This is a genomic window from Amycolatopsis sacchari (assembly GCF_900114035.1).
Lineage (GTDB): Bacteria > Actinomycetota > Actinomycetes > Mycobacteriales > Pseudonocardiaceae > Amycolatopsis_E > Amycolatopsis_E sacchari.
Genome location: NZ_FORP01000004.1, coordinates 358,023 through 368,399, shown reverse-complemented (window position 1 = coordinate 368,399; position 10,377 = coordinate 358,023). Strand labels below are relative to the sequence as shown.

Here is a 10,377-nt window from a genome sequence, read left to right as displayed (position 1 = left end):
TGCCCTTCGGCGGGGTGAAAGGCTCCGGTTACGGCCTCGAATTCGGCCAGGAAGGCCTCAAAGCCGTCGCCGTCCCCCAGATCATCACCACCTGAGCGGTGTTCCCGCCCGGTACGAGCGGTACCCGAGCGGGAACGAGCGGTCGCCCCGCCGCGGGCGTCGGCGCTGCCTTGTCACGGGATCAAGCCCGCTCCTACGCTCCCGCTGATTCCACGGCAACGGCAGAGAGGAGGTGGGAGCGGTGGAGCCTGGTGCCGCTTCCTGCCAGGTGTGGCAGGCGCCCGAGTTCGAGGAGGTCCTCGTCGCGCCCGAAGTGACGATGTACCTCGGGAGCACGGAGGACTGAGGGCCGGGGCGCGGCGATGTGGTTGCGGGTGCTGGGTTCCGCGGCGGGCGGCGGGTTCCCGCAGTGGAACTGCGACTGCCCCTGCTGCCGCGCCGCCCGCGACGGTTCGCGCCCGTGCCGGCCGCGGACGCAGTCCTCGCTCGCGGTGAGCGCGGACCGCCACCGGTGGTACGTGCTCAACGCGTCTCCGGACATCCGCGCGCAGATCGAGTCCTTCCCGGCCCTGCGTCCGCGGCAGGGCCGGGAAAGCCCGGTCGCCGCGGTGCTGCTCACCGACGCGGAGCTGGACCACACGCTGGGTTTGTTGCTGCTGCGCGAAGCACGGCGGATCCGCTTGTACGCCACGGAATCCACGTGGCAGGTGCTGTGCGCGGGGACCGGGATCCCGTGCACGCTCGAACGGTATTGCGACGTCGAGTGGCGACCTGTTGTGCCCGGCGTCGAGGAACCGCTGGGCGACGGGTTGTCCTACCGCGCTTTCGACGTGCCCACGACCAAACGCCCGCGTTTCGCCACGGGAATCGGAGAAGGCAGGGTGATCGGTTACCGCCTCACTGATGCCCGTACGCGGCGTAGTGCGGTGTACGTGCCGGGCATGCAACGCCTGACCGAGGACGTGCGAGCGGAGTTCGACGGCTGTGTGTGCCTGCTCGTCGACGGCACGTGCTGGAGCGACGGCGAACTGACCGAACTCGGCCTGGCGGACAAGACCGCGCGGTCGATGGGGCACCTGCCGATCCAAGACAGCCTGCGGCAGCTGGCACCGCTGCCCGTCGAGCGGAAGGTCTACGTGCACCTCAACAACACGAATCCCGTGCTGCTGGAGGATTCGCCGCAACGGCGGCTCGTCGAGGAGCACGGGATGGAAGTCGCCGAGGACGGCCTGGAAATCGAGGTGCGATGACATGACCGCTGTGCTGACGGAGACGGACGACTTCGTCGCGGCGCTGCGCTCCCACGCGCGGCGTTACCACGACTCCCACCCGTTCCACGTCGCGATGAACGAGGGGCGCCTGAGCCAGGACCAGATCCGGGGCTGGGTGGCGAACCGCTTCTACTACCAGGAAAACATCCCCCGCAAGGACGCCGCGATCCTCGCCAACTGCCCCGACCGCGCCGTGCGGCGGCAGTGGCTCCGGCGCATCACCGACCACGACGGCACGGCGGAGGGCGAAGGCGGCATCGAAGCCTGGCTCCGGCTGGGCGAAGCCGTCGGCCTGACACGCGAAGAGGTCGAGGACGGCAGGCACGTCGTACCCGGGGTGCGGTTCGCGGTCGACGCGTACGTGACGTTCGCGCGCACACGGCCGTGGGTCGAGGCGGTGGCGTCCTCGCTGACCGAACTCTTCGCGCCGGACCTGATGGCGCAACGGCTCACCGCGTTCGAGCGCCGGTACACGTGGATCGACGGCGACGGGCTGGCGTACTTCCGGGCGCGGCTGCGGCAGGCGCCCCGCGACTCCGAACACGCGCTCGCGGTGGTGACCACGCACTGCCGGACCGCCGAGGAGCGCGCGAAGGCGGTGGCGGCGCTGTCGTTCAAGTGCGACGTGCTGTGGGCCATGATGGACGCGATCGACCGCGCGTACGGGAATTGACGATGGGCACGCCCACAAGACCCCGGCTCGCCCGCCACGTGCGGCTGCGGTTCGACCCGGCGCGGGACCGGCACGTGCTGCTGGGACCGGAAACCGTCGTGGTGCTGAACGGAACGGGCGCGGACGTCCTCGACCTGTGCGACGGGACGCGCACCACCGCCGAGGTCGTCGCCGAACTGCGGGGGCGCTACCGGAAGGTCGACGGCGACGACGTGACGCGGTTCCTGGCGAGCCTGGCCGCCCGGCGTTTCGTGGAGTTCGGCGATGGATAGGCCCTTCGGTCTGGTGGCGGAGCTGACGTACCGCTGCCCGCTGGCGTGCGCGTACTGCTCGAACCCCGTCGAGCTGGCCGCCTACCGCGAGGAACTGGGCACGCGGGACTGGCTGCGGGTGCTGACCGAGGCCGCCGAACTCGGTGTCCTGCAATGCCATTTCTCGGGCGGCGAACCGCTGCTCCGCCGTGATCTCGCCGATCTCGTGGCGCACGCGCACGGGCTCGGCCTGTACACGAACCTGGTGACCAGTGCGGTGGGGCTGTCGCGGCGCCGGGCGGACCAGCTGCGGGCGTCTGGTCTGGACCACGTGCAGATCAGCATCCAGGCCGACGAACCCGGGCTGTCCGACCGGATCGCGGGGACGCCGTCGTTCGAGCGGAAGGTCGAGGCTGCCCGCGTCGTGAAGGAGCTGGGCTGGCCGCTCACGCTGAACGTCGTGCTGCACCGGGGGAACATCGATCGCGTCGCCGGGGTGCTGCGGTGCGCGGAGCGGCTCGAAGCCGACCGGGTCGAGCTGGCGAACACCCAGTACTACGGCTGGGCCTGGCGCAACCGGGCCGCGCTGTTGCCGAGCAGGGCACAACTGGACCGCGCCGAGGAGCAGGTGCGCGCGGCCCGCACGCGCCTGGCGGGCCGGATGGAGATCCTCTACGTCCTGCCCGACTACTACAGCCGCTATCCCAAGCCCTGCATGGGAGGGTGGGGCAAGCGCCAGCTGATCGTGACGCCCAACGGTGACGTCCTGCCGTGCCTCGCGGCACACACGCTCGGGCTGCCCCGGGCGAGCGTGCACGACGAGCCGCTGGCTGCGATCTGGGCGGATTCCCCGGTGTTCCAACGGTTCCGGGGCACCGGCTGGATGCCGGACCTGTGCCGGGCCTGCGAGCGCCGCGACGTCGACTTCGGCGGCTGCCGGTGCCAGGCCTTCCAGCTCACCGGCGACGCGTCCCGCACCGATCCGGTCTGCCACCTGTCACCGGACCACCGGCTGGTCACGGACGCGGTGCGGGCGGCCGAGGGCGGGGCGGGGCAGAAGGCGGCCGCCAGACCACACCGCTGAGGGGTGACGATGGATTTCGGGATTCTCGTGCTGGCATTCGGGTTGAGCATCGACAACTTCCGCTCGTCGATCGCGATCGGCACCATCCCGTTCGGCTGGCGGCGGGCCGTGCAGATCGCGCTGACGTTCGGGCTGTGGGACGCGCTGGCGCCGCTCGTGGGCGGCTACCTCGGGAACTGGATCGGCGAGGCGATCGACCCGGTGGCGGAGTACGTCGGCTTCGGCGCGATGGGCGCGTACGGGCTGTACCTGCTGGTCAGCTCGCTGCGGAAGCCCCCGCCGGACGAGGTGGACCACCCGTGGGTGACGCTGTTCGGGATGCCGCTGTCGCTGAGCGTCGACAACCTCATCGCCGGCACGGGCCTGGGGCTGGTGGGCGTGTCGCTCGTGCTGCCCGCGATCACGTTCGGGGTCGTCACGGTGGTCATGTCGTTCGCGGGCCTGTGCCTCGGCCGCGTCGCCGCCCGCACGATCCGCATCCGCCCGGACCTGTTCAGCGGACTGTCCCTGCTCGGCGCCGCGATCCTCCTGCCGCTGGTGTTCGGCTGAGTCGGCGAGCACGGGGCGAAGCGATGACTTTTGCCGGCTGCGAGGGTCTACCTCGGCAGACCCGCACGGACCGAGGAGAGCGCCATGACCGCGACCTACACCTTCGACGTCTTCTGCAGCCTCGACGGCTTCGGCGCCGCCTCCGGGGATTGGACCGGCTACTGGGGCAAGCAGGGCCCCGAGCTGCTGGCGCACCGCCTCGACCTGTACCGCGAGGACCAGCGCATGGTCTTCGGCGCCAACACGTACCGGGCGTTCGCGGGCATGCTCGCGGCGAGCGCCGAGGGGGACGACGTCCGCGACCCGTGGGTCACGCGGATGCGCAACCTGCCGACGACCGTCGTGTCGAACACGCTCCGGGAACCGCTCGACTGGCCGGACGCGACCGTCGAACGCGGTGACGCCGTCGACGTCGTGGCGCGCCTGAAGAAGGAGTCCCCGGTGCCCCTGCGCTCCCACGGCAGCCTGTCGATGAACCGGGCGCTGCTGGCCGCCGGACTGGTCGACCGCGTCCAGGTGACGCTCTTCCCCGTGATCACCGGCCGGACCGGGCTGGACCCGGTCTTCCGCGACGCCGCCGACTTCGACCTCGAACTGGTCGAGCACCACACGCTCGACGGCCACATCCAGGAACTCGTCTACCGCCCCACCCTGCACACGTGAAACCGCGGGGAGGGCCGGGCCCTCCCCGCGGTCGCGGCCCTACTCCGGCAGTGCGAACACGATCAGCGCGCTGCCGTGGCCCGCCCCGAGCATGCCGGGCAGGAACCCCTCGATCCAGCCGCCCCAGCCGACGGGCACGGCGATGTACTGCCTGCCGTCCACCTGGTACGTCACCGGGCTGCTGTGGTGCCCGCTGCCGCACTGGAACTGCCACAGCTGCTCACCGGTACGGGCGTCCAGCGCGTTGAACTCGCCGGACGGCTCGCCCGCGAACACCAGGTCCCCGCCCGTCGCCAGCACCGAGGCGCACATCGGGACTTCGTTGCGCCAGCGCCACTTCTCCTCGCCACGCGCGTCGAACGCGCTGACCGAGCCCGTCATGTCGTGGGCATCGACCTGCACCCCCGCGCCCCAGTACGGGATGCTCTCCTTGAACTCGCGCCGCCGCCGGGTCGCGGTCGCGCCGACGTCCTGCACCGGCACGTAGAACAGCTCGGTCCGCGGGCTGTACGCGGCGTGCGTCCACTCCTTCGCCCCGGCCGGTCCCGGGTAGAAGTGGACCGGTTCACCCTCCTTGTCCGGGTACTTCCGGGCCGTCACCTTGCCGTCGCGCGTGATCGCACCCCAGTCGATGCGGTCCACGAACGGTGTCACCTGGACCAGCTCGCCGTTCGTGCGGTCCAGCACGAAGAAGTACCCGTTCTTGTCGAAGTGCCCGAGCAGCCTGCGACCCTCGTGCTCGAACAGGATGCACTCGGAAATGCTGTCGTAGTCCCACACGTCGTGCGGGGTGCACTGGTAGTGCCAGCGGATCCGCCCGGCGTCGACGTCCACCGCGATGATGCTGTCGGTGAACAGGTTGTCGCCCTCGCGGACGGCACCGTCGAAGTCGGGGGCCGGGTTGCCGGTGCCGACGTACAGCAGGTTGGTCTCCGGGTCGAAAGTGCCGGTGAGCCAAGGGTTCGCGCCGCCGCGCGCCCACGCTTCGCCGTCCGCGGGCCAGGTTTCGGAGCCGGGCTCGCCGGGTTTCGGCACGGTGTAGCAACGCCACGCGTGCTCGCCGGAGTCGAGGTCGAACGCGTCCAGGTGCCCGCGCACCCCGAACTCGCCACCGGAACTCCCCACGATCACGAGGTTCTTGACCACCAGCGGCGCGACCGTGGCGCTTTCGCCCGCCCGTACGTCGCCGTAGGTGCGGTCCCACACGCGCCTGCCGTTCGTCGCGTCGAGCGCGAGCAGGTGCGCGTTCGCGGTGACCATGAAGACCTTGCCCTTGGCCACGGCGACGCCGCGGTTGACGTTCCCGCAGCACAACGACACGTCGTAGGGCACGGCGTGCTTGTACCGCCACAGTTCCTGCCCGGTCTTCGCGTCGAGCGCCCACAGCCAGCCGTCCCAGCCGGACACGTACATCACGCCGTCCACGACGATCGGCGTCGCCTCGAACGCGTACGTGGACGCGCCCGCGATCATGCCGCTGGCCCCGGCCTGGAACATCCAGGCGGGCCCGATCCGGCTGACGTTCTCCGTGTTGATCTGGTCCAGCGGGCTGTACCGCTGCCCGTTGTAGGCGCCGTAGTAGGTCAGCCAGTTGTGCGGCTCGGACCGGGCGGCGCGCAGCCGCTCGTAGGTGACGCCCGCGGCCACCGCCGGCGCCGTCCCGCTCTTCCCGCTCAGCGTGCCCTGGTCGATGGCGTTGCCGGCGTCCACGTAGTCGACGGTCATTGCTCCTCCTCTACGGCCGGGGCTGGTCGGGTCGGTCCAGGCGGGCTTCCGGCGGCACGTCGCCGAGCACGACGATCGCGCCGGTCATCCCGCGGCCCTCGTCGTTGCCGGTCGGCGAGCTGTACCAGTAGCAGCCGGGGCCGTCCAGGTTCAGGAACGCCCTGCCCTTGGAGTGGTTGACCAGCCAGAGGAACTTCCGGTCCCCGTTGCTCGGCAGCAGCGCGCAGTGCGTGTTCCGGTCGTCGTTGATGATTTCGAGCTCGATGTCGCCGCCGTGCGGCACGACCAGGATCGCGGGGTCCCAGGCGATTTCGTCGGGCTGGATGCGGATCGTCGCCGTCATCCGGCCGTCGGGCTGCTCGACGGCCTCGCCGATGTTCCCGGTTCCCAGCATCCGGCCGATCGCCGCCTTGTTCTGTTCGTCCAACCCGAGGTCGTGCAGCAGGTTGGCTCGATCCCGTGAAGTGGTCGTCATCGGACTTCACTTCCTCGTCCAAGGTTGGTGACGGATGCGAGCCAGGAGTCTAGGTTCGCCGGACCGCCCGCGGGGCCTGCCGCCGTTCGTCCGCCGGGGTCTACCGTTCGTACCCCGCAGCCGACCGGGCCGCGAGGTCGTACCGGCCCAGGTTCATGACCTTGTGCCACGCGGCCACGAAATCGCGCACGAACTCGTCCCGCGCGTCGGCGCTCGCGTAGACCTCCGCCAGCGCGCGCAGTTCCGGGTGCGAGCCGAACACGAGGTCGACGCGGCTCGCCGTCCACCGCCCGTCGTGCGAGGCAAAGGTTTCCGGCCCGGTCGGCAGCCAGCGCGTCGTGTCGAGCAGGTGCACGAAGAAGTCGTTCGTCAGCGCGCCCGGCGTCGTGGTGAGCACGCCGAGCGGGGACTGCCCCTGGTTGGCGTCCAGCACGCGGAGCCCGCCGACGAGCACCGTCATCTCCGGCGCGCTCAGCGTGAGCAGGTGCGCCCGGTCCACCAGCAGGTACTCCGACGGCACGTGCACGCCTTTCCCGCGGTAGTTGCGGAACCCGTCCGCCACGGGTTCCAGCGCGGCGAAGGACGTTACGTCGGTCTGCTCCTGCGACGCGTCCGTCCGCCCCGGGGTGAACGGGACTTCGACGTCGTGACCGGCGTTCCTGGCCGCCTGTTCGACCCCCGCGCATCCGGCGAGCACGATCAGGTCGGCGAGGGAGACCTTTCCGGAAAACGCTTTCTGGATCTCGGCCAGTGTCCGCAGCACGACCGCCAGCGTGCCGGGATCGTTGACCGCCCAATGCCGTTGGGGATCGAGGCGGATCCGCGCCCCGTTGGCGCCACCGCGCTTATCGCTGTCACGGAAAGTCGAAGCTGACGCCCACGCCGTCGAGACGAGCTGGGAAACCGGTAGCCCCGAAGCGAGGATGCGTTGTTTCAGTTCCGCGATTTCCGCCGGGCCGACGAGTTCGTGGTCGACGGCGGGCACCGGGTCCTGCCAGAGGAGCGGCTCGCGCGGCACCAGCGGCCCGAGATAGCGGTGGACCGGGCCGAGGTCGATGTGGGTCAGTTTGAACCAGGCCCGCGCGAAGGCGTCCGCGAACGCGTCCGGCTCCGCCAGGAACCGCCGGGCGATCGGCTCGTAGACCGGATCGGCCTGCAGCGCGATGTCCGTCGTCAGCATCGTGGGGGTGTGGGTCTTCGCCGGATCGTGCGCGTCCGGCACGGTGCCGGCGCCCGCGCCGCCGCTGGGCACCCACTGCCACAGACCGGCCGGGCTGAGCGCGACGTCCCACTCGTGGCCGAGCAGCGTGCGCAGGAAACTGTCGTCCCACTGGGTCGGCGTCGGCGTCCAGGTTCCTTCGAGGCCGCTGGTGATGGTGTCCGCGCCCTTGCCGGTGCCGTAGTTGTTGCGCCAGCCCAGCCCCTGCTCCTCGACCGCGGCGGCCTCCGGCTCCGGACCGAGGTGCCGAGCCGGATCGGCCGCGCCGTGGCTCTTGCCGAACGAGTGCCCGCCCGCGATGAGCGCGACGGTCTCTTCGTCGTTCATCGCCATGCGCCGGAACGTCTCGCGGATGTCGCGTGCGGCGGCGAGCGGGTCGGGCACGGTGCCCGGCCCCTGCGGATCGACGTAGATGAGGCCCATTTCGGTGGCGGCGAGCGGCTGCTCCAGGTCGCGGACCCCGGTGTGGCGCTCGTCGGCGAGCCACGTGCGTTCCGGGCCCCAGTACACGGTTTCGTCGGGTTCCCAGACCTCCTCCCGGCCGCCGGCGAAGCCGAACGTGCGGAACCCCATGGTTTCGAGCGCTCGGTTGCCCGCGAAGACCATCAGATCTGCCCAGGAGATGCTGGTTCCGTACTTCTGCTTCACCGGCCACAGCAACCGGCGGGCCTTGTCGAGGTTGCGGTTGTCCGGCCAGCTGTTGAGCGGTGCGAAGCGTTGCAGGCTCGCGCTGATGCCGCCACGTCCATCGTCGACGCGGTACGTCCCGGCCGCGTGCCACGTCATCCGCAGTACGAGCGGGCCGTAGTGCCCGAAGTCGGCGGGCCACCAGTCCTGGGAGGTCGTGAGCACCGCGTCGACGTCCGCCGCCAGCGCGTCGAGGTCGAGGGAAAGGAAGCGGGCGGCGTAGTCGAAATCCGCGCCGAGCGGGTCGATCCCGTGGCGCCGCAGGACTTTCAGGTCGAGGGTGCGCCTGGCCTCGCGGCGGGCGCGCAGGGTCTGGTCGTAGGTCCCGCCGAGTGCGGTGTCGGGGTTCTCGGGCACGAGGACCTCCCGCTCTTCAGATGTCCAGCGCGCGGCGCAGGGCGGGTGCGTTGCGCCGGGACACCGGGACCATCTTGTTCGTGCGGTCGTCCATGATCAGGAACAGCTCGCCCTTGAGCCTGCGCTCGACCTCGCGGATGCGGCTGAGGTTGACCAGGTAACGGCGGTGCACGCGCAGGAAACCCGCGTCGGCCAGCTCGCCGTCGAGCTTGTCGAGGCCCTGGTGGGCGGCGCGCAGCGGGCCCTGGTCGGTCGACAGCCACACGTCGTTGCCATCGGATTCGGCGAAGCACACCTCCGACAGCGACAGCAGCACCATCCGGTTGTCGCGCGTCGCGACGACCCGGCGTGGCTGCGCCCGCGGGTGCGGGGCGCCCTCCGCGCCGGGGAACTGCTCCCCGTCGGAGATCCCGAACCACACCAGGTTCCCGACGAGGTCGCCGGACAGGAACACCGGCCGGATGGTGATCGGGGTGGGCTCGTCGGCGAGGTGCGTGAACAACCGCGTGGACCCGGTCCAGGCGGGGTTGCGGGCGGCCTGCCTGCTGGCGTAGCGGGCGGCGCCGATCAGCTCCGGCAGCCGCGGGTTCCAGCGCACGGTGGGGTCGATCGCCGGGGTCGCGGCGGGGACGCCGAGCAGCGCGCTCGTCGTGTCGTCGGCGATGACCACCTTGCCCGCGGTGTCCACCGCCGCGAGCGGCACCGCGGAACCCGCCCTGGCCTGGTGGTAGGCGGCGACGAGTTCGGTGCCGCCGTCCCTGGCGCGGCGCCGCAGGGTGCACTGGGTCTTGGTGGCGGCGTTGGCGAGCCACGCGCCCACGGCGGTGGGGAGCTCGCCGCGGTAGCGGGAGATGTTGAGCACCGCGATGGGTTCCCTCGTGACGGCGTGGCGCACCGCGACGCCCGCGCACGTCCAGTCGTGGAAGGCGCGGCACCAGTGCTCGGGGCCGCGGATCAGGACGGGGGCGTGTGCTTCGAGCGCGGTGCCCATGCCGTTGGTACCCGCCGCGCTCTCGGACCAGCAGTACCAGGGCGCGAGGTTGCAGTCGGCGGCGATCGCGCGGGTGGCCTTGTCACCCCATTCGCCGACGATGCGGCCCGTGGCGTCGGTGACGGTCACGATGCCGCCGGCGTTGCTCACCTCGTGCGCCACGGACGCGGCGCGGAACCCCAGCTCGGCGAAGACCACGTCGTGCTCGGGCGTGTGGTCCACCTCCACGACGGCCACCGGCGCCTCGGTGATGTACGGGTCCACGCGGTAGTGCTCCCGGCAGCGGTGCCAGGAGATCGCCACCTCGGGCCGCACGCCGCGGACGTCGTCCTCACCGTCGACGAAACGCTCCCACGCCGTGTACACGGTGCCCGGGCTCCCGGACGCCGGGTCGAGTCGTTGCCCACCGCTCATGCGGAGACCGCCTTTGGT

At 71.0% G+C, this 10,377-nt stretch carries 11 protein-coding genes; 7 read left to right on the top strand and 4 right to left on the bottom strand.

Annotation, left to right across the window (positions count from 1 at the left end; all coding sequences use genetic code 11):
* Window positions 1-241 precede the first annotated feature (241 nt).
* The 7 genes from pqqA (at window position 242) to BMZ92_RS10315 (ending at window position 4,491) form a co-directional block, all read left to right on the top strand.
* Window positions 242-346: a pyrroloquinoline quinone precursor peptide PqqA gene (pqqA, locus tag BMZ92_RS10345; protein ID WP_091505603.1), complete on the top strand. Its 105-nt coding sequence runs from the start codon at window positions 242-244 to the stop codon at window positions 344-346.
* Between the two features lie 16 nt (window positions 347-362).
* Window positions 363-1,250 carry a pyrroloquinoline quinone biosynthesis protein PqqB gene (pqqB, locus tag BMZ92_RS10340; protein ID WP_091505601.1) on the top strand — a complete coding sequence of 296 codons (888 nt, stop codon included), beginning with the start codon at window positions 363-365 and terminating at the stop codon, window positions 1,248-1,250.
* Window position 1,251: 1 nt separating this feature from the next.
* Window positions 1,252-1,944, top strand: a complete 693-nt coding sequence (gene pqqC, locus BMZ92_RS10335) for a pyrroloquinoline-quinone synthase PqqC (RefSeq protein ID WP_091505600.1) — start codon at window positions 1,252-1,254, stop codon at window positions 1,942-1,944.
* 2 nt (window positions 1,945-1,946) lie between these two features.
* The gene (pqqD, locus tag BMZ92_RS10330) at window positions 1,947-2,216 is read left to right on the top strand and encodes a pyrroloquinoline quinone biosynthesis peptide chaperone PqqD (RefSeq protein ID WP_091505598.1); all 270 of its coding nucleotides are present in this window, start codon (window positions 1,947-1,949) and stop codon (window positions 2,214-2,216) included.
* Window positions 2,209-3,279 carry a pyrroloquinoline quinone biosynthesis protein PqqE gene (gene pqqE, locus BMZ92_RS10325; RefSeq protein WP_091505596.1) on the top strand — a complete coding sequence of 357 codons (1,071 nt, stop codon included), beginning with the start codon at window positions 2,209-2,211 and terminating at the stop codon, window positions 3,277-3,279. Before pqqD ends, pqqE begins: the two co-directional genes overlap by 8 nt.
* A 9-nt stretch (window positions 3,280-3,288) precedes the next feature.
* Window positions 3,289-3,828: a manganese efflux pump MntP gene (locus BMZ92_RS10320; protein ID WP_091505595.1), complete on the top strand. Its 540-nt coding sequence runs from the start codon at window positions 3,289-3,291 to the stop codon at window positions 3,826-3,828.
* An 84-nt stretch (window positions 3,829-3,912) separates the two neighbouring features.
* Complete coding sequence (locus BMZ92_RS10315; RefSeq protein ID WP_091505593.1) at window positions 3,913-4,491, top strand: dihydrofolate reductase family protein; 579 nt, start codon at window positions 3,913-3,915, stop codon at window positions 4,489-4,491.
* 39 nt (window positions 4,492-4,530) lie between these two features.
* Here the strand turns inward: BMZ92_RS10315 and BMZ92_RS10310 are convergent, their stop codons facing one another.
* The 4 genes from BMZ92_RS10310 to BMZ92_RS10295 form a co-directional block, all read right to left on the bottom strand.
* The gene (locus tag BMZ92_RS10310; RefSeq protein ID WP_091505592.1) at window positions 4,531-6,216 is read right to left on the bottom strand and encodes a PQQ-dependent dehydrogenase, methanol/ethanol family; all 1,686 of its coding nucleotides are present in this window, start codon (window positions 6,214-6,216) and stop codon (window positions 4,531-4,533) included.
* A gap of 10 nt (window positions 6,217-6,226) precedes the next feature.
* Window positions 6,227-6,691 (bottom strand): MSMEG_3727 family PQQ-associated protein, encoded by a 465-nt coding sequence (locus BMZ92_RS10305; protein ID WP_091505590.1) that lies wholly within the window; start codon window positions 6,689-6,691, stop codon window positions 6,227-6,229.
* A 100-nt stretch (window positions 6,692-6,791) separates the two neighbouring features.
* Entirely contained in the window at window positions 6,792-8,954 is a 2,163-nt protein-coding gene (katG, locus tag BMZ92_RS10300) for a catalase/peroxidase HPI (protein ID WP_091505589.1), read from the bottom strand.
* Window positions 8,955-8,970: 16 nt separating this feature from the next.
* Window positions 8,971-10,359 carry a DNA-binding protein gene (locus BMZ92_RS10295; RefSeq protein WP_091505587.1) on the bottom strand — a complete coding sequence of 463 codons (1,389 nt, stop codon included), beginning with the start codon at window positions 10,357-10,359 and terminating at the stop codon, window positions 8,971-8,973.
* Window positions 10,360-10,377 lie beyond the last annotated feature (18 nt).

Bases quoted from the DNA above. Each gene is read 5' to 3' on its own strand.
- pqqC (WP_091505600.1), top strand. From the start codon at position 1,252: ATGACCGCTGTGCTGACGGAGACGGACGACTTCGTCGCGGCGCTGCGC.
- pqqD (WP_091505598.1), top strand. From the start codon at position 1,947: ATGGGCACGCCCACAAGACCCCGGCTCGCCCGCCACGTGCGGCTGCGG.
- pqqE (WP_091505596.1), top strand. From the start codon at position 2,209: ATGGATAGGCCCTTCGGTCTGGTGGCGGAGCTGACGTACCGCTGCCCG.
- BMZ92_RS10310 (WP_091505592.1), bottom strand. From the start codon at position 6,216: ATGACCGTCGACTACGTGGACGCCGGCAACGCCATCGACCAGGGCACG.
- BMZ92_RS10320 (WP_091505595.1), top strand. From the start codon at position 3,289: ATGGATTTCGGGATTCTCGTGCTGGCATTCGGGTTGAGCATCGACAAC.
- BMZ92_RS10305 (WP_091505590.1), bottom strand. From the start codon at position 6,691: ATGACGACCACTTCACGGGATCGAGCCAACCTGCTGCACGACCTCGGG.
- BMZ92_RS10315 (WP_091505593.1), top strand. From the start codon at position 3,913: ATGACCGCGACCTACACCTTCGACGTCTTCTGCAGCCTCGACGGCTTC.
- BMZ92_RS10295 (WP_091505587.1), bottom strand. From the start codon at position 10,359: ATGAGCGGTGGGCAACGACTCGACCCGGCGTCCGGGAGCCCGGGCACC.
- pqqB (WP_091505601.1), top strand. From the start codon at position 363: ATGTGGTTGCGGGTGCTGGGTTCCGCGGCGGGCGGCGGGTTCCCGCAG.